Below are 23,055 nucleotides of genomic sequence, written 5' to 3' on the forward strand. Positions count from 1 at the left end.
CGCCGCCGCCCGTCGCCCGCGTCGCGCCGCCGCTACCCGACCGGCTGGCCGCGGGGGCGGCGCGGGCCGGGGCGGCGGTCTGGACATCGGCGCAGCGCACGGCCTCGTTGCGGGCGATGGTGCGGAACAGGCCGGTATCGGGCGCAGTCGCGGCCTGCGCCGCGCCCAGGGTCTGGAAATAGCGCCCCAGCGCCGCCGCCGACCCGGCGCCCCAGTCGCCGTCGATCCCGCCGCCATAGCAGTTCATCTGCGCAAGCTCGGTCTGCAGCGCGGCGGCCAGCCGATCGGCATCGGGATCGGGATCGAAGGCGCCCTGCGACAGCAGCCGCTCGAAGATCGCCGAATCGCGCTGCCGGATCGCCTCGCGCGCGGGGCGCGGGGTTCCCAGCGGGCCGCGCTCGGCCATGGTCGTCAGCACCGCCAGGTCGCCGACGATGATCGAGGGCTCGGGCAGCCCCGCGCGGCGCGGCGCATCAGGCAGCACCGGCAGGGCGGCCAGCTGGACCGGCGCGGCCGGGCTGGCCTCGATGACCTCGCCCCCTTCCAGCGGCCCCCCCTCCAACGGCTGGACCGGCAGCGCCGAGATCACCAGCCCGCCGCCCTCTACCGGCGCAAGCGGCTGTTCCGCCCGCGCCGGAACCGCGGCGGCCAGCGACAGCAGCATGGCCAGCGCAAGGGGTCTATGTCGGGCAAGGGCGGTCATGGCGGCATTATGCGTCACATCGGGCGCGGCGTCACGAAGACCGTCCAGTTCGGCTGTTCCTGCGTGTCGACCTCGATGAAGCGCGCATCCAGAAACCCCCGCAAAAGACAATCCTGCTGGCCGTCGATCTCGAACCGCCGGGGCGCGACGCACATGGGGATCGCGCCCGACAGGACCTCATTACCGAAGACATCGGCGGCGAAGACGTAATAAAACCGTGAGCGCAGCAGGTCGCGCTGCAGGGTCGCGCATTGGTTCGGCGCCACCCGCCACCAGCCGCGGGTCACGAAATCCTCGCCATCCGGCGCGCCGATCGCCACGTTCAGCACGTCGAAGGACTGGTTGCACAGCCGCAGCGCCGCAGCGGCCGCCCCGGCGGGCAGCAGCCAGCAGCAGCCCAGCAGCAAGATCGACGAGAGGACCCGGTTTAGCATCGCAAAAAGAGATTCCGGCGAATTGAGCAAATAGGCAAGTCGTGCTAAGCATCGGTCAAGGGAGTTAAGGCAACATGAAACTCATCCTTGTCGCAGGTGCAACCTTGCTGACCGCGGGGGCGGCCTTCGGCTTTGCCCGCGCGGTGGACCGACTGACCAGCCCGCCCCAGATCGCGGCCCCCTCGCCCGCGGTCGGGACCGAGCGCGTGGCGCCCGGCGCCGCGCCGGCGCGCGTGGCCGTGCCCAGGGCGGAAACCGCCCCCGTCCCGGCGGCCGCCGCGCCGCCCGAGACCGCCGCCGCATTGCGCGAGGTGGCGAAGCGCGTCCCGCAAACGCCCGTTCCGGCGCAATCCCATGACAATGTGATGCATTTTACCCAGCCCGGCCCCCGATCCGCTCTTGACGCGGAGGGTCCGGTGCGGCGCTATGATTTCGTCAATCTCCCCATGATCGGGGTCTATCGCTGATTTCAGAAAGGCATTGTGATGCGTGGCATTGCCGGGGCGGTCTTGGCGGCCGCGATCCTGCCCCTGTCGCCGACCGGCATGTCGCCGGCCCTGGCCCAGGACAACGCCGGGCAAGGCATCCTGCTGGAGCTGAACGCCGCCCAGCCGACCGATGGCGGCGGCTGCCGGCTGACCGTGGTCGTCACCAACGGGCTGGAACGGGGCCTGGCCCGCGCCGCCTGGCAGGTGGCGATCTTCGACGCGGCCGGGGTCGTGCAATCGCTGCCGGTGCTGGATTTCGGCCAGCTGATCGGCGGCAAGACCAAGGTCGCGATGTTCGAGCTGTCCGACCGGCCCTGCGACCGGATCGGACGGATCATCGTCAATGACGTGGCCGAGTGCCGGGCCGAGGACGGCGCCGACCTGCGCGAAACCTGCCTGACCGGCCTGTCGGCGCGCGCGCTGGCAGACATCGAATTCGGTATCTGATCCCCATGTTCGACACGATCCCCAGCGACCTGCCGCTGATCAGCCTTGCCGTCTTCGTCGCGCTGGCGGCGCTGTCGGTGCTGACCCTGACCGTCGCCATCTTCAAGCTGGCGCAGTTCTCGCGCATGGGGGTCGGGCGCCACAAGCAGGCCGAGATCATCCTGGACGACTGGCTGAACGGCCGCCCGGACGAGGCGCAGCGCAAGGCCGCCGCCGGGAAATCCGTGCTGTCGCGGGTGCTGGCGGCGGTCATGTCCGGGCTGCGCGCCCGCCCCGGCGACCCCGCCTATGGCGAGGAGCTGGCCCGCCAGATCGCCCTGTCCGAGCTGGTGCAGATGGGCGCGCGGATGCGCCTGCTGGAGGCGGTGGTGCAGATGGCCCCGATGCTGGGCCTGCTGGGCACGGTGATCGGCATGATCGACGCCTTCGGCAACCTGTCGCTCAGCCAGCAGGTCGCCGACCCGCGCATCCTGGCCTCGGGGATCTGGACGGCGCTGACCACCACCGCGGCCGGGCTGGCCATCGCGCTGGTCGCCTATTTCGTCGCCGCCTGGCTGGAAGGCCGGATCGAGGACGAGCGGCAGACGATGGAGCTGGTGATCTCGTCGGCGATCCACGGGCGGCTCGGGCAGCCCGCGCGGGGCTGAGCCGCCATGCCCGCCGCCAGCCGGACCACCCGGATCGCGCTGCCCGAGCGGCGGCGGCGCTATCGCTTCTCGATGACGGCCATGGCGGATATGCTGTTCCAGCTGCTGATCTTCTTCATGCTCTCGGCCAATCTGACGCCCTTCGCGATGCTGGACGTGCGCACCGGATCGCTTGGCGGCGCGGGCGCGGGCAACGGCGAAACCCCGGCGACATCGCCCGCGGCCGTCACCGACATCCGCGCCACCGCGGTCTGGACCCTGACGCCCCAGGGGCTGACCGCCAGCGGCCAGCGCTTCGGGCTGGACCGCGTGGCCCTGCTGGCCGAGGCCCTGGCCGCGCAGGGCACGGCGAACGTGCTGGTGGTGCTGCGCCCCGAGGTGCCGGTGCAGGATGTCATCACCGTGCTGGAAACCCTGTCGGCGCGGGGCATCGGCTCGGTCCAGATCGCGGACGGGACGATCCGATGAGCCTGAACCTGCCCCGCCGCCCCCTGCCCGCGCGCCTCGATCCGGCGCTGGCCATCGTCAATATCGTGCTGCTGCTGATCTTCTTCTTCCTCAGCGCCGGCCAGCCCGCCCGCCCGATCGGCGACCTGCAGCTGGCGCGGACGCAGCAATTGCCGCCGGGCACCCTGCCCTCGCCGGTGCTGGAGCTGCGGGGGGCGGAACGCTGGCTGCTGGACGGCCAGCCGATCCTGCCCGAGCTGCTGGCCGCCGCGCTGCCCCCCCATGACGGGCCGCTGCATGTGATGATCGACCGCCAGGCCCCCGCCAGCCTGTTGCTGGAGTTGCTGCGCCGCCCCGAGCTGGAGGGCCACGACATCCGGCTGGTCACGCAACCCGACAGGCCCGCGCCATGATCGGCGCGCCGCAGGCACGGCTGGGATGGGCGCAGGCCGCCGCGCTGTCGCTGCTGCTGCACGGCGCCGCGGCGGCGGCGCTGGTCTGGCAGCCGGACTGGCAGCGGGCCGATCCTATCCCCGATGCCCCCGCCCAGCTGCAGCTGGACCTGTCGGCCCTGGCCGCCACCCAGCCCGACGCCCCGACCCTGACGCCCGTCACCACGCCCGAGCTGGCGCCCGACCCGGCAAGCGAAACGCTGACCCCCGAAAGCCCCGCACCCGAGGCGCCCGCAAACGAAGCCACCGAGCTGCTGACCCCGCTTCTGACCGATCCGCCGCTGGCCCTTGTCGACACGCTGCCCGAGGCGGGCAGCGCCGGCGCCGCGCAGCCCGCGCCGGACCCCGAACCGGCCGAAAGCGGCGGCCCGGCGGATCCGCGCATCGCCGAGCTTTTCGACCGCATCCGCGGCCGGCTCAGCGAATCCTGCCTGCTGGCCCTGCCCGCCCTGCTGGGCGAGGACCAGATCCAGCTGGGCGTGCTGGCCGCCGACGACCGCCAGATCGCCGGGCTGATGCGCGAATTGACGCGCGGGCTGGAAACCGAGATCACGGAATCCGCCGTGCTGCTGGACCGCCGCCAATGCCCGGCGCTGGATTTCGCCCGGCGCGACCCGCGCTATCCGGTGCTGGGCCTGGGCCTGCAGCTGGAGGCGCAGGACATCGCCAGCGGCGGCAACCTGCGCGGGCGGATCTCGGGCGGGGCGGGGCTTTACACGACGCTGCTGCTGATCGACGACAACGGCGTCGTCCACGACCTGCGGCGCTTCCAGATCGCCTCGGCCGGGGTGACGCGCTTCGACGTGCCGCTGGCCCGGTCGGGCGCGGCGCGGGACACGCATCAGCTGGTGCTGGCCATCGCCAGCCCCGCGCGCCCGGAGACGGTCGGCACCCATGCAGGCGAGCTGGCCGAGGATTTCTTCGACCAGCTGGCGCGCGACATCGCCGCCGATGCAAGGATCGGCATCGGCAGCGTCTATGTGCGCTAAAGCGCGGTAACGTTGTCGAAGGCCTCGCGCGCGACGCGCTCGAGGCCTTTGCGGATCACGATCTGCTTGACCATGTTGTCGGTGATGACGCGGGCGACCCCGGTTCCCGCCGCGCGGACGCCGCGCTTGAAATAGACCGACCAGACCGCATCGACGACCATGCTCTGCGCGAAACCGGCGAAGATATTGGCGCTCATGCCGAAATAGGACGGATCGCGCTCCACGATCAGCGGGTTCGCGCGGCCCTGCATCGCCACCTCGGCGATGGCCGCGCCGTCCAGGCTGAAGGGCGAGACGGCCGAAACCACGCGCTCGGCCAGGCCGACCTTGCCATCCTTGTTCGCGTCGCGGCTGTCGAAGAACGAGGCGATCGCCACCGCCTGGTCGTCGATGAACCCCACCGCGCCGATATCGCGGCCAGAGCGGTCGGAAACGATCACCCAGTCAAATTTCGCTGCCATGTCAAATCCTCCTTCAGTTGAAATCGTAGGCGAAACCCTCATCCGCGACGCGGATCGCGACATCCTGCATCGGCTGGCCGGCGACCATCCGGGCCAGGACCTGCCGCGACAGGTCGGGCAGGATGGAATTGGTGATGATGTTGTCGATCATCCGCCCGCCGCTGTCGGGATCGCGGCACTGATCGACGATGGCGCCGATCACCTCGTCGCCGTAATGCAGCGCCGCGCCCTGCGATTCGCGCATCCTGCGCGCCACCGCCTCCAGCTTCAGCCGCGCGATCCCGCCCAGCACCTCGCGCGACAGCGGCACATAGGGGATGGTCACGATCCGGCCCAGAAGCGCCGGCGGGAAGGTGCCCAGAAGCTCCTCTTTCAGCGAGGCCTCCAGCACCTCGGGATCGGTGATCTCGCCCTCGGGCGCCAGATGCATGATCGAGCCGGTGCCGACATTCGAGGTCATCAGGATCAGCGTGTTGCGGAAATTGATCGGGCGGCCGTTGCCATCCTCCATCCTTCCCTTGTCGAAGACCTGGAAGAACAGTTCATGCACGTCGGGATGGGCCTTTTCCATCTCGTCCAGCAGCACCACCGAATAGGGCTTGCGGCGCACCGCCTCGGTCAGCCGCCCGCCCTCGCCATAGCCGACATAGCCCGGCGGGGCGCCCTTCAGCAGGCTGACGGAATGCGCCTCCTGGAATTCGGACATGTTGATGGTGATGACGTTCTGCTCGCCGCCATAGAGCGTTTCCGCCAGGGCCAGCGCAGTCTCGGTCTTGCCGACGCCGGAGGGGCCGCAGAGCATGAAGACGCCAATGGGCTTTTCGGGATTACCCAGGCCCGCGCGGGCGGTTTCCACCCGGCGCGCGATCATCTGCAACCCCTGGTCCTGGCCGATGACGCGTTCCTTCAGGTGATCGGCCAGCCCCAGCACCGCCTGCAATTCATCGGCTACCATCCGGCCCGCCGGGATGCCGGTCCAGTCGCTGATGACCGATGCCACCGCCTGGTCGTCCACATGCGGCCAGATCATCCGGTCGTCGGCATGGATCGCCTCCAGCCCGCGCATCCCCTCGGCCAGGTCCGCGCGGATCGCGTCGGGATCGGCCTCGTCGCCGGCCAGCCGGGTCCGCAGGGCGAGGATATTCTCGACGATCGCCTTTTCGCTTTCATAGGCGGCTTCCAGCGCCACCAGCCGGTCGCGCTTCTCGGCCAGTTCGGCCTCCGCCTCGGCCAGCCGCGCCTCGGGCGCGGCGCCCAGGTCGCGCTCGGCGGTCTTGGCGGCGATCTCGGTCTCCAGCGCGGCGATGGCGGCCTTCAGATCGGCGATGCGCGCCGGGACCGAGGACTGGCTGACCGCCACCCGCGCGCAGGCCGTGTCCAGCAGCGAGACCGCCTTGTCGGGCAGTTGCCGCGCCGGCAGATAGCGCGCCGACAGCTTCACCGCCGCCTCGACCGCCGCGTCGGAAATGCGGACCTTGTGATGGCCCTCCATCGGGGCCAGCAGCCCGCGCATCATGTAGCAGGCGGTGGCGATGTCGGGCTCATCGACCGAGATCGGCTGAAAGCGCCGGGTCAGCGCCGGGTCCTTCTCGAAATAGTTGCGGTATTCGGCCCAGGTCGTCGCGCCGATGGTGCGCAAGGTGCCGCGCGCCAGCGCCGGTTTCAAGAGGTTCGCCGCATCGCCCGTCCCCGCCGCACCGCCCGCGCCGATCAGCGTATGCGCCTCGTCGATGAAGAGGATGATCGGGACGGGCGAGGCCTGCACCTCGTCGATGACCGATCGCAGGCGCTGCTCGAACTCGCCCTTCATGCTGGCGCCGGCCTGCATGGCGCCGATGTCCAGCATGTAGAGCCGCATCCCCTTGAGCGCCGGGGGCACCTCGCCCGCGGCCAGCTTCTGCGCGAAACCCTCGACCACGGCGGTCTTGCCCACGCCCGCCTCGCCGGTCAGGATCGGGTTGTTCTGCCGGCGGCGCATCAGCACGTCGACGATCTGGCGGATCTCGTCGTCGCGGCCCACCACCGGGTCCATCCGCCCTTCGGCCGCATCCGCCGTCATGTCGACCGAGAACCGCCCCAGCGAAGTCGAGGGCCCGGCGGCATCCCCGCCGCCCGGCGCGCGCAGGCCCGAGCCGTCCATCGGGCGCATGTCCTCTTCCTCGGAGCCGGCCCAGAGCGTGCGCGCCTCGGCCCCCAGCCGGTCGGCGGAGAGATCGTCGAAGACCCCGGAATACTGCACCAGCGCGTGGCGCAGCGCCTGGTCGTTCAGCAGCGCGACCAGCAGATGGCCGGTGCGGATCTGCGCCTCGCCGAAGAACAGCGTCGCATAGGTCCAGGCGTGGTTCAGCGCATCGGCCAGCCGCTCGGAAATGCCCGGCGTTTCGGTCATGTTCTTCTGCAGCGCGCCCATCGCCCGGTCCAGGTCCTTCAGCACCCGGCCCCGGTCCAGCCCCAGTTCCCGCAGGCTGACCGAGATGTCGCAATTCTGGTTCGAGACCGCGTGGAACAGCCAGTGGCACAGCTCCACGTTGCGGTTGCCGTCGCCGCGCGCTTGACGCATCGCCTGAAGGAAGGCGCCATAGCCGACGCGGTTCATCTTTCCGGCAAATTTCTCGATCGTGATGGCGGTCATTCAGGCCTCGTCATGGTCAGGCGCCCTGGGTCAGGGCAAAACGTGCGATTTCAACCTGGCGGGTGCTGCCCGCCAATCCCTCGGGGCGCAGCGCCGCCAGCCAGCCAAGCGACACCGTCTGGCCCAGCTCTGCGGAAGGGATCGCCGGGGGCGGCAGGGTCAGCGCCAGGTCGACATCATAGGTCCGGCCCAGATACCAGAAGACCAGGTCCGCCAGCCGCCGGTGCCGGGGCTGGCCGGGCAGGAAATCGCGATACTGCGCGGCATCGGGCAGGTGCAGGTGGATGCAGATCTTCTCGCTGACCGAGCGCAGCCGCGCGCCCAGATACATGTCGCGCCCGAGCGCACCGCCCAGGCCCAGGCCGCGCATCTCGTCGGGCTCGAATTCCAGCCAGGCGGGGACATGTTCCTCGACCTCGGCCGGCAGGTCGAAATAGCTTTGCAGCATCTGCCGCAGCCGCACGGCGCTGCGCACCCGCCCGCCGAAGATCGAGACCAGCGGAAGCCGGGCGATGTCGGGAAAGCTGTCATGGCGCAGAAAGGCGGGCGAGCCGATCCCGGCCACGGCGGCGATATAGCTGGCGAAGCGATCCTCATCGGGGCGGTCGTGCTGGCTGATCGGATGAGCGTCGGACCAGGCCCGGAAGAACAGCTGGTAGAAGCGGGCGGCGAACAGGTCAGCGAAGCGGACGAAGGCTTCCTCGCCCTCCTGCTGCCAGCGCATGACCTCCTCGGTCATGTTCAAGGGCAGCGCGCCCTGCGGGCCGAAATAGCCCATGAACTGCGCGCGCAGCCGGATGCGGCCATCGGGTCCGTCGCCGCCCGGCGCGATCTCGGTCGCGGGGAAGGCCAGCTGCGGGTCCTGCCCGATCTCGACGATGTCGTCAGCCAGCCGGGCCGAGCGCCCGATGCGCGGCTTCTCTGCCCGTTCGCGCTCCAGCCGGCGCAGCAGCGCCAGGAAACCCGCGCCCTCTGCCGTCATATCAGCGGCCCCGACCCGGTGCGCGGTGGCCAGCGCCTGATGACGCCGCGCTGCTTGCTGATCGTCACCATCTGGGTGAAGCTGTTGATGCTGACATATTCGGCGAAGAAGCGGTCCAGCACCGCGGCCAGCAGCACGATGCCGCTGCCCTCGAAGGCCGCCTCGTCGAAAGTCACCGAGATCTCCAGCCCGCGCGCCGGGAAGAACCCCTCGGGGCGGCGGATCGAGCGGGTGATCGGCCGCACGTTCAGCGCGGTGATCCCGCCGATCTGGGTCTCGGTCACGTTGTCCGAGAGGTCCGCGAACAGTGTCAGGATCTCTCGCAGGCTGGCGGCGCCGTCGCGGCCGAAACGGTCGTCCAGCCCGAAATGGTTCAGCGACAGATAGGAAATCAGCCGCCAATAGACGTCGCCCTGCCCGGTGCGATGCGGCCCCGCCCGCTCGATCTCGGTCATCGCCTCGCGCGGGGCGGTGGGGCCGTTCACGCAGGTCAGCGTCATCAGCTGGTCGGAGACCAGGTTGAAATCGTCCGACCGCGCCAGGGGCAGCGCGGCGGGCAGGTGGCGGTTCGAACAGAGCGTGCGCAGATGCAGCCGCTGCGCGCGGCGCCCGACCACGGATTCGGGCGGCTCGTAGATCGACAGCCAGGTCTCGGTGCCGCGGTAATCGGCGCGCAGCCCGCCGCGCCGCTCGGCCTCGGTCAGGCGCCGGGGCTTGCGCCGCATCGTGTAGTAATAGGCCGCGCGCGGCGCGCTGGCCCCCTGCGGCAGCGCATAGAGCGGCACCACCTCGACCCGGTCATGGGCGGTGCCATAGCTGGCATGGACCCGCAGGATGCGCTGGATCTCGTAATGGGTGATCGGGCTGGAATCGGGGGTGACGACATATTCGTGGCGGCGGTCGTCCAGCCGGATCTGGTTCGAGCTTTCCTCGAACAGGTTGATCGCGGGCGCGCAGTTCACGCGGATGTCGCGCTTCTGGATCTGCCGGGCCAGGTCGTCGTTCACCCGGTCGAATTCGAAGATCACCTGCATCCGGTCGCTGCGCACCGCCCGCAGCGCGTCAGACAGGCCGGTCAGCCGGAAGCCCAGGAACTTGCGCGGGAAGGCGAAGAAGTCGCGCAGCAGCGCGAAGCCCTCGAACAGGTTGGTCTGGCGGTCGAACAGCAATTCGCCGCCCTCGAAGCCGATCTGCTGAACCTGGGCAGGCGCCAGCCGCAGGAAGGCCGGATCGCCATTGGGCTGCAGCCAGCGCAGGGACACCCTGAGCGTGCTGCAATGGATCTGCTCATAGAGCGCCATCGCCCGCAGCATGTCGGCGGTCAGATGGAAGCTCAGCGCATCGCTGCGCAGCTCGGCGAAGCTCTGCCCGTCGGTCTTGGCCAGGTCCAGCTGCAGACCGGCCCGCGTGGCGCGGTCGGGGTCCTGGCCCAGCCCGCCAAGCGTGGTGGTGCGGTCGTGATAGGCGATGGCGTCGATGGCGACCGGCAGCACGGTCAGGGGCGCGGTCAGGCTGAAGCGGCAGGTGACGCGCTTGTCGGCATCGCGGAACCGCGCGTCCAGGTATTCGCCGCGGCCGAAGACGCGCGGCGCGCCGTCGCTGGTCGGGCGGGTGGCGGCGGCGGCCTCGACGATCATGCAGCTGGGGATCGGCGCCAGGGCGTCGGGAAAGATCTGCTCCAGCAGCTCCATGGTGAAGCCGCGGAATTCCTCGTCCAGCTTCAGCTGCACCCGCGCGGCCAGGAAGGCCGCGCCCTCCAGCAGCCCGGCGATGGCGGGGTCGATATTCTCGCGCAGCACGCCGCCCAGCCGGTCGGCAAGCCCCGGAAATTCCTCGGCGAATTCGGCCGAGCGTTCATAGAGGATGTCCAGTTCACGCTCGTAGGCGTCGCGGAAAGCCTTCTTCATGCGCCGCCCTGCATCCGTTTCATGGCGATCTTGCCCGCGCCGGGATCGACCTCGGCGAAGAATTGCAGCGGAATGTCGGTCGGGTCCGAGATCATCTCGGCCAGGATCTCGAAGCTGAGCCGCTGGTCGACCGTCGGGTCGGCCTCGTCCAGCCGCACCTCGATCGTCTCGGGGCGCAGCCGGGGCTCGCTGCGGATCAGCGCCTCGCGGATGGCGCGCGCCATGTCCGAGGGCGTGCGGCTGCCGCGCCACAAGCTGTCCATGTCCTGAAAACCGTGGTTGACGATCGAGTCGCGCACATGCGGCGCCTCCGACAGGTCGGTGCAGACATCAAGGCGGATGGTGTTCATCAGGCTGGCGATGTCCAGCGCCAGGTTGGCGCGCAGCGCATCCTCGCTGGCCCCCTCGCGGCGCTTCTGGCTGAGAACCGTCAGGTCGCGTTCGCCATCCGTATAGGTGCGGTCCTGGACGCGCCCGTCGCGCCGGGCGGCGGAATCGCGGAAGATATGCATCAACGACATCTCGCGCAGCCCGCCGCGGCGGCTGTCGCTGCCCGAGGATTGACGATGCTGCGCCATGACCACCCCGATTGCCCGTCAGGGCCGCTTCAGAACCTTGCCGACAGGAAACCCGCCGGCGAAATGAAACAGGGCCGGCACGCTGCGCCGACCCTGCCCCGTGGAGATACACGTTCCGCCGGACAGGCCGTCGGACGGGATCGAAGCGAAATCCTTACGAATTCCACTCGCGGTTTTCGGCGATGTCCCAGCCGGCCATGGTCTCGGCACCGGCCGCGCCCGAATCTTCCTGCAGCGTGTACAGGACCTCGAACTTGCGGAAGTTCAGGGTCAGGGTTTCCTGGATGCGGTCCAGCCCGTCCTTCTGACCACCGGTCGAATAGCTGGTGATCATGATGTTTTCCATCTTGATGCGGAAATACTCGACCGGGGCCGAACCGCCCGACTTGCGCACGATCAGCTCGCCGGTTTCGATATGCTCGCCGTTGGTGCAGCGCTTGATCAGGTCGTTCGAGGCCAGATCGACATATTTGGTCAGGGTGATGTCCTGGACATTCACCTTGCCGCCGCCGCCGCCACGGCCGACATGCGTGGTGCCCGACTGGGTCAGGCCCCAGTTCCAGGCCAGCACATCGATCTCGTCGCGATGCGTGTCGTCTTGCGACTCGCCCTTGATGTTGTTGGACAGTTTCAGAAAGATATCGACAGCCATCAGTCAAACTCCTCGATTACGGCAGTCTGTTAAAAAACTCATTTGCCCTTGGGCAATTTGGAAACGAGCGACATCCCGACATCCATGCCTTCCAGCTGGAAATGCGGTTTCAAATAGAATTTCCCCATATAATAGCCGGGATTCTCCTCGTCCTCTACAACCTCGACCTTCGCGCCTGCAAGCGGCTTTTTGGCCTTTTCCCGCTCGGACGCGCTTTCCGGATTGCCGGAGACGTATTTGTTGACCCAGGTCTGAAGCTGGGTCTGCAACTGCAACCGGTCGGGGCTCTGCCCGATCTTGTCGCGCACCATACACTTCAGGTAGTGACTGAACCGTGACACCGCGAAAATATAGGGCAGACGCGCCGACATGTTGTCCGAGGCCGTCGCCTGCTCGTCCACGTATTTCTTGGGACGATACAGGGTCTGCGCGCCGATGAAGGCCGCCTTGTCGGTATGCTTGCGATGGATCAGGCCGATCAGCCCGGCCTTCGACAGTTCGGCCTCGCGCCGGTCGGTGATCGAGACCTCGGTCGGGCATTTCAGGTCCTTCGACCCGTCGCCCGTGTCGAAATTATGCGTGGGCAGGTTGAGTACCTCGCCGCCCGACTGCACGCCGCGGATCTGCACGGTCCAGCCATGTTCCTTGTGCGCGCGGTTGATGTTCACCGCCATCGCATGGGCGGCGTTCATCCAGCCGTATTTCGTGCCGTCATGCCCGTCGGTCTCTTCCTCGAAGTTGAATTCCTCGACGACCGAGTTCGAGCCCTGCCCGTAAGGCTCGCGCGACAGCACGCGCGGCAGGGTCAGCGCGACATAGCGCGAATTCTCGGAATCGCGCAGCCCGTTCCAGGCGGCATAGTCGGGCGTGTCGAAGATCTCGGACAGGTCGGGCGGCACCGACAGCTCGTTCCAGCTGTCCAGCCCCAGAAGCTCGGGCGCGGCCGACGAGATGAAGGGCGCATGCGCCGCCGCCGCGATCTTGCCGATATCGCGCAGCAGCGCCACGTCGGCGGTCGAGTGGTCGAAGTAATAGTCGCCCACCAGCGCCCCGAAGGGCTTGCCGCCAAGCGTGCCGAACTCAGCCTCGTAGACGATCTTGTTCAGGGGCGACTTGTCCCATTTCGCGCCCGGATAGCGGCGCATCATCTGCTGCAGCTCTTTCTTCGAGACGTTCATCACCTTCACCCGCAGCGAGGCGTCGGTCTCGGAGTTGTTGATCGTGTAGGCCAGCCCGCGCCACGAGGATTCCAGCTTCTGGAACTCCTCGTGATGGATGATCTCGTTCAGCTGCTCGGTCAGCTTCTGGTCCAGCTTCGACAGCATCGCGTCGATCGTGTCGATCACGTCCTCGGCGATCAGGGTCTGGTCGTCCAGCGCCTCGCGGACCAAGGCCACGACGGCATTGTCGACCTCTTTCGCGGCGACATCGGTGCGCGGCTTGATGGTCTGCCGCAGGATGTCGGAAAATTCGTCCAGTCCGGACAGCGCGCCAGCTTCGGCAACCTGCGCCTGCTTCTCCTGCGCCATGTTCAGCTGTTCCCTTCAGAATTGTCCTTGGCGGTCTCGCGTTCGGCCAGGGCGGCCATCAGCTCGGGGTCGTTCAGCAGCTTGCGCAGCTGTTCCTGCGCCTTCGGCTTGGAATTCATGTAGCGCTGCAGGTTGGCCAGGTGCTGCCGGGCCTCCAGCAGCTTCTTCAGCGCCGGGACCTGCCGGGCGACCTCGGCCGGGTTGAAGTCGTCCATGCTCTCGAAATGCAGCGAAACGCCCATCCGGCCGTCGCCGCCCATCTTGTTCTCGACATTGAAGGACAGGCCGGGAGCCACGCTCTTCATGTAGTCGTCCAGCGTCGCCGCCGTCACGTCCACGAAGTCGCGCTCCTCCATGTCGGGCTTCTCGACCTCGGACGCGTTTCCGGACAGATCGGACATCACCCCCATGACGAAGGGCAGTTCCACCATCTTCTCGGAATCATAGGGGTCTTCATAGGAAATATTCACCCGCGGCGGGCGGTTACGCTTCAAAAAATCGGTCGATTTGTCGGATGCCATTCTTTCAATCCTCCGCCTGCGGCCTAGCAGAACGTAAGTTCCACCGCAGAGTCAATCCAAACCAGCCGCAAACATATCAATCATTTTGCGCGGGCTGCACAAGTAGTTCTGCCATGATGGCGTCAAATCGTTTGCCCAACATGTCACGAGCTTTCAGCAGAAGCAATGGGATAGGACTCGCGGGCTCATGCGCCGAGAAATAGGCTTCGACCCCCGTCAGGTGGCCGATGACCTCGCCGCGGGTGGCGATCGGGGGCAAGGGCATTGGCGGATCGTCGCCGCGCGCCGCCCCGTCCAGGCCGGATTTCGTCAATGATTTCAGTCGGTCCATCGGCAGGCTGAAGCCGCTGCCATGGCCGATGTTCAGAATCGCCCCGCCGGCGCGGTCGGGCATCAGCACCTCGATGGCCTCGACCAGCGGGGCGCCGACCAGCAGCCTTGCCTGCTCGACCAGCAGCAGCGCGGGCGAGGAGGGCTCGTTGCGCGCCAGCCACAGCTGCGCCGCATCCAGCGCGGCGGCGGCGGTGGCGCGGTCGGGAATGACCGGCCCGGGCCCGGCCGGCACCGAAGCCGGCGACGACGAGGGCGGCGGCGCGGGGGCGGCCAGGGCCTGTGGATCGGGGGCCGCGGCCGGCAGATCGGGCATCGCGGCCTCGGTCCAGGGGCGCAGTTCCGGCCGGGCGGCGGCGATCATCGCCTGCATGTCGGCGATGGCGGCCCGCACCGCGCCCAGTTCCGGGCTGAAGCGCGCCTCGGGATGGCTTTGGGCCAGCCGGTGGATGCGGAACAGCGCGTCGGCCGCGCGCGACAGCTGGTCGTTGACCGCCGCCAGCGCCCGCTGGCCGGCATCGGCGCGCAGGGGCGCCAGCACGTCGCTGCCGGGCAGGTCCTGTTCGGACAGGCGCGGCGCGGCCTTGCCGGTCGCGACCATGTGGCGACGCAACGTCACATTGTCGCCGGGCAGCAGCGGCAGGTGCAGCAGCGGCATCACCACGGCGGGCTGGCTGTTGATGGCCTCGATCGCGGCGCGACGATCTGCCGCACCCCGGTCCACCCTCGGATGCAGGTCATCGGGCCATTGCCCCAGCAGCGCCGCCATGTCCTCGAGGCTGGAGACGAAATCGGGCAGCTTGCCCGCCAGGATCTGGAATCGCGCCAGGAGGCTGACCAGCCGCAGGTCCCGGCTGCGGGCCAGCAGCGCCAGGATCGCCGTCCGCTCGGCCCCCAGATCGACCGAGCGCGGATCGAACAGCCGGTCCTCGCGCCCGTCCTCGGGCGACCCCGGAACGAAATAGCGCTCGGGCAGCCGCGATTCCGCCTCGAAGTAATATTCCAGGAAATCGCCGTCGTCGCTGCGTTCCAGGTCCGGCCCGCAGGGCTCGGCTTCGGAAACAGGCTCAAGCAGATTGTCCAGCGCCATGATCGCCCCCTTGCCTATGGCCCGCCCTGCTCGTCCGCCTTGCGATAGGCGGCGGCAAACAGGCGGATGAATTCGTCCAGGATGCCGTTCTCGCTGGCGGTCTTGGCGTCCCAGCGCTGCACGAAGGCGTCCCAGGCCCGCGTCTTGCGGCTGCCGGTCAGCCCGCCGCCCCTGGCCTCGGCCTCGATCCGGCCGGGATCCAGGTCGTGCAGCAGCTCGATCAGCGCCGGCTGCAGGGCGGCGAACAGCGCCCCCTGGTGGCGGCGCAGATCGCCAAGCGCCTCGTCGAAGCCGGCCGCCCCGGTCAGGAAGCCCGCGCGCGGGTTCAGGAACAGCGCATCCAGCGCCTGCTCGGTATCGGGCAGGAATTTCAGCGGGTTGTTGTCGGCCGCCCCGCGCATGGTCCGTTCGCCCGCGCGGGTGAAATGGCGCGCCGCCGCGCGATCCTGCAAAGCCAGCATCAGCTGCGAGGCGGTGGCGCGCAGCGCCTCGCCCAGGGCGCGGCCGAAAGCCTCGGGGACCAGCTGCGGCATCGCCTCGGGGGCCAGCCCCGCCCCCTTGCAGAAGCCGCGCAGGAAGGCGGATTCGTCCAGCGGCGCGGGCGGCGGAACGGCGGCCGCGGGCGGGGTGGCAGGCGGCGCCGCCGCGGGGCCAGCGGGCGGCGGCGGTCCCGGCAGGTCGATGAAATCATCCGAGAAATCCGGCTGCCGGCCGGTCCTTTCCACCGGCAGCGGATCGACCGGCGCGACCGGGAAGGCGCCGTCCAGCGCCCAGGGGTCCTCTTGCGGGATCTCCTCGACGGGGCGGTCCATGCGATGCTCGGGCAGCGATCCGGGCGACAGCGCGGCGCCGTCCTGCGGCATGTCGAAGATCGCCACGATGATGTATTGCCCGACCTGGAAGCGGTCGCCATGCGACAGCGCATGGGGCGCGCCCAGCCGGTGGCGGTGGCCCTGAAGGAAGGTGCCGTTGGTCGAGACGTCGGTCAGCCACCAGGTCTTGCCGTCGAAGCCGACCTCGAAATGCAGGCCCGAGATGTAGCGGCTGGCATCGGGCAGCACCCAGTCCATGCCGGCGCGGCGCCCGACGCGGATGCCGCTTTCCGGCACCAGGATGCTGACCGGCCCGCCGTCGTCCAGCACATGGAAGTTCTCGATCTGAAGGGTCAGGGTCATCTTGGATCAATACGCCCCGAACAGGGTTTCCGCCATGTCGAGGATGCGCGCCAGGAAGATCGAGCGTTGCGACAGCGGCACCCGCGCCAGGCAGGACAGCACGGCGCTGTTCACGGCGACCGGGGTCTTGTGGCTGGGCGAGGGATCGGGATCGTTCGGCGCCGGCGTGCCGGTGGACCAGCCCACCGCCAGCCCCAGCAGCACCGAGGGCCCGCGCGTCGGCGCCCACAGCGCCTGCTTCATGATCTCGTGGCGCAGCCGCGTGGTGGGCGTGGCCAGCCAGTTCGCGATCTGCTGCATCATCTGGCGTTCCTGCGGCTGCAGATGCTCGGCCATCAGGCGCAGGCATTCATAGCCCCAGCCCGCCGACGAGGGCGGCAGCGCCGCGAAGGCGGTATAGGTCACGGCCTCCTCGGGGGTGGTCGAGAAGCGCAGGCGGGCCAGGAAACGCAGCCGGTCCTCGTCTGGCAGGGGGCGCAGCTTGACCAGATCGGACAGATGCGCGGCCTGCGCGAACAGCTCTGCCGGGGATTCCGGTCTCAGGCTGCGCTGCGGACGGCGGGTCTTTTCTTCGGTCTCGCTGGAATTCATCGTCCTGAAATCTGCCTTTGCACGCGACCGGGTGGCTTGCGGTCGCGCGGATTATGGAAACTGGCCCGTCCGGGCGCAACCCGCTGCGAATATGGCGGGCAAATGACGCATGACGGCCGTCGCGCCAAGCTTGACACAGGACGGGCACAAGCTGTTCAGATAGCATTTCCCATGCAATTTCAACCGCTGGCAGAATCAGCGACCAGAAACGGGGATGCGGATCCATGATGTGGTATGACAGCCGCGCGGCCCATCGCCGCCGCAAGATCGCGCAATGGACCGCCGATGCGGCCCTTCTGCCGCCCGGCGCGCTGCCCCCCGAGCTGGCGGCCGAGCTGCAGCAGAAGATCACCGGCACCGTCGTGCTGCCCGGCGATCCCGACTATGACGCGGACCGGATGCTGTCCAATCCGCGTTTCTCGGCCCATCCGGCCGTCATCGTCTATTGCGAGACCGAGGCCGATGTCGCCGAATGCCTGGATGTCGCGCAGCGCGCCCGCCTGGCGGTGGTGGTCCGCTCGGGCGGGCACAGCACCGGCGGGTTTTCCGCGCAGGACGGCTTCCTTCTGGATGTCAGCCGCCTGAACGACGTGGTGGTCGAGCCCGAGGCGATGACCGCCTGGGCCGGTCCCGGCACCCAGTTCCGCAAGCTGAACGCGAAGCTGGAGTTCCTGGACCTGCACACGCCCGGCGGCGCCTGCCCGGATGTCTGCGTCGGCGGCTACATGCAGGGCGGCGGCTATGGCTTTACCGCCCGCATCTTCGGCGTCAATTGCGACCAGGTGCTGGCGGTGCGCGTCATGCTGGCCGATGGCCGGATGGTCGAGGCCGATGCCAAGCGCGATCCCGACCTTTTCTGGGCGGTCCGCGGCGGCACCGGCAGCAATTTCGGCGTGCTGCTGGGGGTGAAATACCGGCTCTATCGCGGCGCGAGGTTCACCGGCTTCTCGATCCGCTGGCAGATGGAGGACGGCGAGGGCCGCGCCCAGGCCGCCGCGGCGCTGGAATGGCTGCAGGCGCATTTCATGCGCGGCGACGCGGCCCCCGACCTGGGCTACCAGATGATCTGGGCCTTCGAGGGGCCCGAGGGCCGGACCAAGACCCCGCGCCTGCTGATGCGCGGCATGTATCGCGGCGCCCTGCCCGACCTGAAGCGCCTGCTGGTGCCGGTGATCCAGCTGCCCGGCGCGGTGGTGGAGAGCTTTTACGACAGCACGCCCTATTCCGAACTGAACCGCTGCCTGCTGTCCCAGCCCTACGAGGTTCCCGATTTCCCGCAGGACATGCAGCCCATGCCCCCGCCCGAGGCCAAGCTGAGCCGCTATATCGAACAGCCGCTGTCCGCCGCCGACTGGCGCAGGCTGATCGACTGCTTCCTGGATACGCCCAGCCCCTATACGATCGCCGCGATGGAGATCTATGGCGGCGCCATCGAGCGCGGGCCGGACCATCCCAACGCCTTCCTGCACCGCCGGGTCTGCTGCGACCTGTTCTTCGACGTCTTCTGGCTGTCCGAGACCGAGCGCGAGGTGATGGCCGATTACCTGGAGCGCTGGCGCGAAACGGTCGCGCCCTTCTGGAACGGCCGCGTCTACCAGAACTATCCCAGCCCGCACGATCCCGATTTCGGCGCGCATTACTGGGGCGAGGACTATGACCGGCTGCGCGCCGTCAAGTCGCGCTACGACCCCGGCGACCTGTTCCGCTATCCCCAGAGCATCCGCCCCCTGCCCGCCGCGACGGCCGCGACATGAGCCAGGAGCCGGGATGGAGCGTCGGGGATTGGCTGGCGGAACAGGGCCTGGGCCAATATGCCGAGGCCTTCCGGCAGGCGGATATCGATTTCGAGGTGCTGCACCATCTCAGCGACGAGGATCTGGTCTCGCTCGGCGTGACCTCGCTTGGCCACCGGCGCCGGATCCGGGCGCGGCTGGCGCGGATCGAGGCGCAGGAGGGCATCGACCTGACCGCCGCCGAGCTGCGCTATCTGACCGTGCTGTTCTGCGACCTGGTCGATTCCACGCGGCTGGCCAACCGGCTCAGCGCCGAGGCGTTCTCGGAACTGCTGGGCGCCTTCTATCGCAGCGTGGAACAGGCGACCGAACCTTACGGCGGCCATGTCGCGCAATATCACGGCGACGGGGTGCTGATCTATTTCGGCTACCCGAACCCGGTCGAGGACGCGGCGCTGCACGCGGTCCTGGCGGCGCGGGACGCCATCGGCGGCGTGGCGCGGCTGGACATCCCGCAGGCGGGCCGGGTGCTGGCGCGGGGCGGCGTCGCCTCGGGGCTGGTGGTGGTGGACGGCCAGCGCTCGGGCTGGAACGCCAGCCCCGGCCGCGCCTTCGGCGCCACCGTCAACCTTGCCGCGCGGGTCCAGGCCGAGGCCGCGCCGAACAGCGTCGCGCTGGCCGATTCGACGGCGCAGCTGCTGCGCGGACAGGTCGGGCTGGTGCCGATGGGGTCGCGCCAGCTGAAGGGGATCGACCTGCCCTGCAGGCTTTACACGCTGCGCCCCGGCGAGACGCCGCAGGCCGCGCCCGACGCGCCGCAGCCGCAGCGCGCGCCGCTGGCCGGGCGCGCGGCCGAGATCGCGCGGCTGGCCCGCTGCTGGGACCGGGTCGGCGCCGGCGGGACCGGGCTGGCGCTGGTGACCGGCGAGGCGGGGCTGGGCAAGTCGCGGCTGGTCGACGAATTCGTCACCCGGATCGAGGAACAAGGCGGGCCGGTCCGCCGCCTCGCCTGCCGGTCCCACGGCCAGGAAACGCCGTTCCACGCGCTGCTGCCGCTGCTGCGCTTCGGCCAGCAGGCCGGCGATGCCGAGGCAGCGCGGATCCTGGCGCAGATCGCCTCGGGCGGGGAACAGCATCCCGCGATGCGCCGCCAGCGCCGCAAGCAGATCGTCGAGGCCCTGGCCCGCCATGTCGCCGGCGGCCCGCAGGGCCCGCGCATCGTCTGGTTCGACGACCTGCACTGGGCCGATCCCTCGACCGTGGACACGCTGCTGGCGCTGGTCGCGCAGAACCATCCGGGCCTTCTGGTCATCGTCAGCAGCCGCAGCCTGGAGCATTGCCCCGGCCTGGGCGCCGATCTGCCACCCGACGGCGCGACGCGGATCGCGCTGGCGCCGCTGGGGCGCGGCGATACCGGCCGGATCATCCGCGAGATCCTCGACCGGCTGCCGGTCGGTGAAGAGCTGATCGAGCGGCTGGCCAGCCGCGCCGAGGGCATCCCGATCTTCGCCGAGGAACTGGCGCTGTCCTTGCGCGAAAGGCTGGCGGACCTGAACCTGCCCGGCCAGATCGACGAGGCGATGGGCGCGATCCCTTCCAGCCTGCAGCAGATCCTGCAGGCGCGGATCCAGCGCCTGCCGGTCGCGCGCCCGCTGGTGCTGTTGCTGGCGACGGCCGGCGGCGCCGCGCCGGTGCCGCTGCTGCGCGAATTGTGGCAGCAGGGCAGCCCGATCGAGCCGGCGCTGGACGAGCTGGTCGCCAGCGGCCTGGCCGAGCTGAAGCTGTCGCGCCGCCAGGGGCAGGAGGACATGCTGGTCCTGCGCCACCAGATCATCGCCGATTTCGCCTATGAGATGATCCTGACCCGCGATCGCAGACGGCTGCATTCGACCATCGCCGATGCGCTGGCGCGGCGCGCGGTGCGCGGCCTGCCCGTGGAAAAGACCGCGCAGGCCGAACAATATGCCCGCGCCGGCCGCGCCCGCGAGGCCGCCGAGATCTGGGCCGAGGCCGGCCGCATCGCTGCCGCCCAATCCGCCGAGGCCGAGGCCGTGACGCTGTTTCGCAAGGCGCTGGACCTGCTGCCGCAGGTCCAGGACGCCGAATGGGCGCAGGTCTTCGAGGCGGACACGCTCTTGTCGCTCTACCGCGCGATGGTCAGCGCCGAGGGCTATCACGCCACCAGCCCCGAGCAGATGGCGCAGCTGCAAAGCCGCATCGCCGGGGTGGGCGGGTCGCAGCGGGTCTTCGCCTCGGCCTTCCTGCAATGGATGCAGCTGTGCAGCCATGGCGAGATCGACACCGCCCATGCCTTCGGGCTGGGGCTGGAGGAACTGGCGCGGGCGGATGACAGCGGGCTGTTTCGGATGGTGCTGGACCGGATGCTGGGGTCCAGCCTGATGTTCCGGGGCGAGCTGGACCAGGCCCGCGCCCGGCTGCAGGCCTTCCTGGACCGCTACGACCCCGCGCTGCATGACGAGCCGCTGCGCGAATTCGGGGTGACGAACAACTACGTCACCGTCCTGTGCTGCATGGCCTCGATCGAGGCGCTGACCGGCAGCGATGCCTCGACCCGCGCCGCGGTCGGCCGGGTGCTGGCCGCGGTCGATGCGCTGAACCATCACCACACCACCTTCCACAGCCTGATCTTCGGCGCCGCCCTGCCCTGCGGCATTCGCGGCGACATCGAGATGCTGGACATGGTGCTGGCCCGGCTGGACCGGATGATGCAGGACCATCCGCATGACCTGTGGGGGCTGCTGGCGCAGCTGGCCGGCGCGATCCGCCTTGCCGGCCGGGGCCAGGGCGCCGAGGCGGCGCGGCTGTTCGACGAGGCCGAGGCGGCGCTGCGCAATTTCGGCTTCGTCTTCATGAGCCCGACCCTGCGCGCCGTCATGGTCCTGGCACGGGCGCGGGCGGGCGAGATGCCGCCCGATCCCGCCGAGATGCAGGCGCTGGCCGCCGCGCTGAAGGCCGGCGAACGCTGGATGCTGCCGCCCCTGCACGCGCTCTGCGACGTCGCGGGGCATGGCTGCTGCCCGCGGTGCTAGGCCGCGGCGCCGGCGGTATCGGCGGCGAAGATGCGGTCCGTGCCCGACAGCAGCTCCAGCGGCACCCGCAGCCGGGCGCCCAGCAGCGACCATTCCCGGCGCGCCTGCGCGATGCGGCAGGCGACCCGTCCGGCATTCTGCGGATCGGCCGTCTGCCGCGCCAGCATCCGGCATTCCGCCGCCTGCCGCTCGATCCCGCGGGCCAGCGCCGAAAAGGCCAGGTCCAGCGAATGGGCCGCCGCGGCCATCGCCCCGGCCTGATTGCCGATCAGCCCCGCCGCCGCGACCAGCGCCCCGCGTGCGGCCAGCTCGTCATAGCGGGCGCGCAATCTTCGGCTGCGCTCGACAACCGGCGCGGGCGCCGCATCGGGCAGCACCGTCAGCCTCGCCGCGCGGAGCGGCTCGATCTCGCCCAGTTCCGAGCCCGGCCCGGCCTCGGCGATCACCCCGCCTTCCAGGATCCGCAGCGCGCCGGGCTGGCCGGCCAGGTCGCCCGCCTGGCTCAGCGCCTCCTCGATGGCGTTGAACAGCTCGTATTCGCAGATCTCGATCCGGGCATAGCTGCTGGAAAGCGTCCCGTCCGGCCCCTCGATCTTCTGCAGCGTCGCCGACAGCGTGCCCGACAGGTTCTGCTCGGCCACCCGCGCCATCACCGCGGCGCTGCTCATCGCCCGCGCGACGCCCTGCACCGTGGTCACATAGCGGCCCATGGCCAGCGCCAGCCTGGTCAGCCGCACCTGATCGGCCGATGCCTCCAGTTCACCCACCAGCTTGACCAGCGATCCCACGCGGCCCAGCACCTGCGAGGCGCGCGGCATAAGCACCTCCAGGTGATAGCGCGCCAGCGAGCGCATGTTGCTTTGCACCTCGGCCGCGCGCCAGCCGATATCGGTCGGATCGGCCAGGACCCGCAGGTCGGCCTGGTGGTCCAGGATCATCGCCCGGCCCCTGGCGTGCAGAAGCATCGCCCCGATCTGGACGATGTGATCGGCAAGCCCCTCCACCGAAGCGGGGGCCGGGATCGGGTGGTCCTGGGAATTTCCACGATGTAACGCCATCACTAGTTCCTCCTGGTCTGCCCGGACCGGGCAAGTTCGCTTTGAGCGGGAATATACCAACTGCCGGTTGCGTTAAGTGCGCTAGGACACAGACGTGATTAATTCATGAATTTTTCTTGCTTGAATGCGTGAACAGCCTATGGATTTCCTCCATATCCC

The 23,055-nt window shown here is 69.2% G+C and carries 21 protein-coding genes and 1 pseudogene; 8 read left to right on the plus strand and 14 right to left on the minus strand.

Going from position 1 to position 23,055, the window contains the following annotated elements; genetic code table 11:
- Positions 1–664 (minus strand): annotated as a pseudogene (locus tag C9E82_RS06800) (hypothetical protein); the annotation flags it as partial.
- A 53-nt stretch (positions 665–717) separates the two neighbouring features.
- On the minus strand, positions 718–1,137 hold the full coding sequence (locus C9E82_RS06805) for a DUF1036 domain-containing protein (RefSeq protein ID WP_119896332.1): 420 nt from the start codon (positions 1,135–1,137) through the stop codon (positions 718–720).
- 74 nt (positions 1,138–1,211) lie between these two features.
- Here C9E82_RS06805 and C9E82_RS06810 point away from each other — a divergent pair, with 74 nt between their 5' ends.
- From C9E82_RS06810 to C9E82_RS06835, 6 genes are read left to right on the plus strand one after another with little or no spacing between them, the layout of a single operon-like run.
- On the plus strand, positions 1,212–1,604 hold the full coding sequence (locus C9E82_RS06810; protein WP_147393019.1) for a hypothetical protein: 393 nt from the start codon (positions 1,212–1,214) through the stop codon (positions 1,602–1,604).
- Between the two features lie 18 nt (positions 1,605–1,622).
- Positions 1,623–2,072, plus strand: a complete 450-nt coding sequence (locus tag C9E82_RS06815; protein ID WP_240643387.1) for a hypothetical protein — start codon at positions 1,623–1,625, stop codon at positions 2,070–2,072.
- Positions 2,073–2,077: 5 nt separating this feature from the next.
- Entirely contained in the window at positions 2,078–2,719 is a 642-nt protein-coding gene (locus tag C9E82_RS06820) for a MotA/TolQ/ExbB proton channel family protein (RefSeq protein WP_119896330.1), read from the plus strand.
- Positions 2,720–2,725: 6 nt separating this feature from the next.
- Positions 2,726–3,187, plus strand: coding sequence for an ExbD/TolR family protein (locus C9E82_RS06825; RefSeq protein WP_119896329.1), 462 nt, complete (start codon positions 2,726–2,728; stop codon positions 3,185–3,187).
- Complete coding sequence (locus tag C9E82_RS06830; protein WP_119896328.1) at positions 3,184–3,579, plus strand: biopolymer transporter ExbD; 396 nt, start codon at positions 3,184–3,186, stop codon at positions 3,577–3,579. Before C9E82_RS06825 ends, C9E82_RS06830 begins: the two co-directional genes overlap by 4 nt.
- A complete protein-coding gene (locus C9E82_RS06835) occupies positions 3,576–4,607 on the plus strand; it encodes a hypothetical protein (RefSeq protein WP_119896327.1) in 1,032 nt (343 codons plus the stop codon). Before C9E82_RS06830 ends, C9E82_RS06835 begins: the two co-directional genes overlap by 4 nt.
- Here the strand turns inward: C9E82_RS06835 and C9E82_RS06840 are convergent.
- The 11 genes from C9E82_RS06840 to C9E82_RS06890 form a co-directional block, all read right to left on the minus strand.
- Complete coding sequence (locus tag C9E82_RS06840; protein WP_119896326.1) at positions 4,604–5,068, minus strand: hypothetical protein; 465 nt, start codon at positions 5,066–5,068, stop codon at positions 4,604–4,606. The genes C9E82_RS06835 and C9E82_RS06840 overlap by 4 nt on opposite strands.
- A gap of 13 nt (positions 5,069–5,081) precedes the next feature.
- Positions 5,082–7,700 carry a type VI secretion system ATPase TssH gene (gene tssH / locus C9E82_RS06845; protein ID WP_119896325.1) on the minus strand — a complete coding sequence of 873 codons (2,619 nt, stop codon included), beginning with the start codon at positions 7,698–7,700 and terminating at the stop codon, positions 5,082–5,084.
- A gap of 16 nt (positions 7,701–7,716) precedes the next feature.
- Entirely contained in the window at positions 7,717–8,682 is a 966-nt protein-coding gene (tssG, locus tag C9E82_RS06850) for a type VI secretion system baseplate subunit TssG (protein ID WP_119896324.1), read from the minus strand.
- Positions 8,679–10,589 (minus strand): type VI secretion system baseplate subunit TssF, encoded by a 1,911-nt coding sequence (gene tssF, locus C9E82_RS06855; RefSeq protein ID WP_119896323.1) that lies wholly within the window; start codon positions 10,587–10,589, stop codon positions 8,679–8,681. Before tssF ends, tssG begins: the two co-directional genes overlap by 4 nt.
- On the minus strand, positions 10,586–11,167 hold the full coding sequence (locus C9E82_RS06860) for a type VI secretion system baseplate subunit TssE (RefSeq protein WP_119896322.1): 582 nt from the start codon (positions 11,165–11,167) through the stop codon (positions 10,586–10,588). Before C9E82_RS06860 ends, tssF begins: the two co-directional genes overlap by 4 nt.
- A 154-nt stretch (positions 11,168–11,321) precedes the next feature.
- Positions 11,322–11,819 (minus strand): Hcp family type VI secretion system effector, encoded by a 498-nt coding sequence (locus tag C9E82_RS06865; RefSeq protein ID WP_119896321.1) that lies wholly within the window; start codon positions 11,817–11,819, stop codon positions 11,322–11,324.
- A gap of 38 nt (positions 11,820–11,857) precedes the next feature.
- Positions 11,858–13,348: a type VI secretion system contractile sheath large subunit gene (gene tssC / locus C9E82_RS06870; RefSeq protein ID WP_119896320.1), complete on the minus strand. Its 1,491-nt coding sequence runs from the start codon at positions 13,346–13,348 to the stop codon at positions 11,858–11,860.
- Between the two features lie 2 nt (positions 13,349–13,350).
- Positions 13,351–13,869 (minus strand): type VI secretion system contractile sheath small subunit, encoded by a 519-nt coding sequence (gene tssB, locus C9E82_RS06875; RefSeq protein ID WP_119896319.1) that lies wholly within the window; start codon positions 13,867–13,869, stop codon positions 13,351–13,353.
- A 76-nt stretch (positions 13,870–13,945) separates the two neighbouring features.
- Positions 13,946–15,289, minus strand: a complete 1,344-nt coding sequence (locus C9E82_RS06880; protein WP_119896318.1) for a type VI secretion system protein TssA — start codon at positions 15,287–15,289, stop codon at positions 13,946–13,948.
- 14 nt (positions 15,290–15,303) lie between these two features.
- Complete coding sequence (gene tagH / locus C9E82_RS06885; protein WP_119896317.1) at positions 15,304–16,464, minus strand: type VI secretion system-associated FHA domain protein TagH; 1,161 nt, start codon at positions 16,462–16,464, stop codon at positions 15,304–15,306.
- A gap of 6 nt (positions 16,465–16,470) precedes the next feature.
- The gene (locus C9E82_RS06890) at positions 16,471–17,055 is read right to left on the minus strand and encodes a DUF6931 family protein (RefSeq protein WP_240643386.1); all 585 of its coding nucleotides are present in this window, start codon (positions 17,053–17,055) and stop codon (positions 16,471–16,473) included.
- Between the two features lie 224 nt (positions 17,056–17,279).
- Here C9E82_RS06890 and C9E82_RS06895 point away from each other — a divergent pair, with 224 nt between their 5' ends.
- The gene (locus tag C9E82_RS06895) at positions 17,280–18,809 is read left to right on the plus strand and encodes an FAD-binding oxidoreductase (RefSeq protein ID WP_119896316.1); all 1,530 of its coding nucleotides are present in this window, start codon (positions 17,280–17,282) and stop codon (positions 18,807–18,809) included.
- Positions 18,806–21,838 (plus strand): AAA family ATPase, encoded by a 3,033-nt coding sequence (locus C9E82_RS06900; protein ID WP_119896315.1) that lies wholly within the window; start codon positions 18,806–18,808, stop codon positions 21,836–21,838. Before C9E82_RS06895 ends, C9E82_RS06900 begins: the two co-directional genes overlap by 4 nt.
- Here the strand turns inward: C9E82_RS06900 and C9E82_RS06905 are convergent.
- Positions 21,835–22,896, minus strand: coding sequence for a hypothetical protein (locus C9E82_RS06905; protein ID WP_147393018.1), 1,062 nt, complete (start codon positions 22,894–22,896; stop codon positions 21,835–21,837). The two genes, C9E82_RS06900 and C9E82_RS06905, sit on opposite strands and share 4 nt — an antisense overlap.
- Positions 22,897–23,055: the final 159 nt, after the last annotated feature.

The sequence above is a fragment of the Paracoccus sigandri genome (genome assembly GCF_003709565.1).
Classification (GTDB): domain Bacteria; phylum Pseudomonadota; class Alphaproteobacteria; order Rhodobacterales; family Rhodobacteraceae; genus Paracoccus; species Paracoccus siganidrum.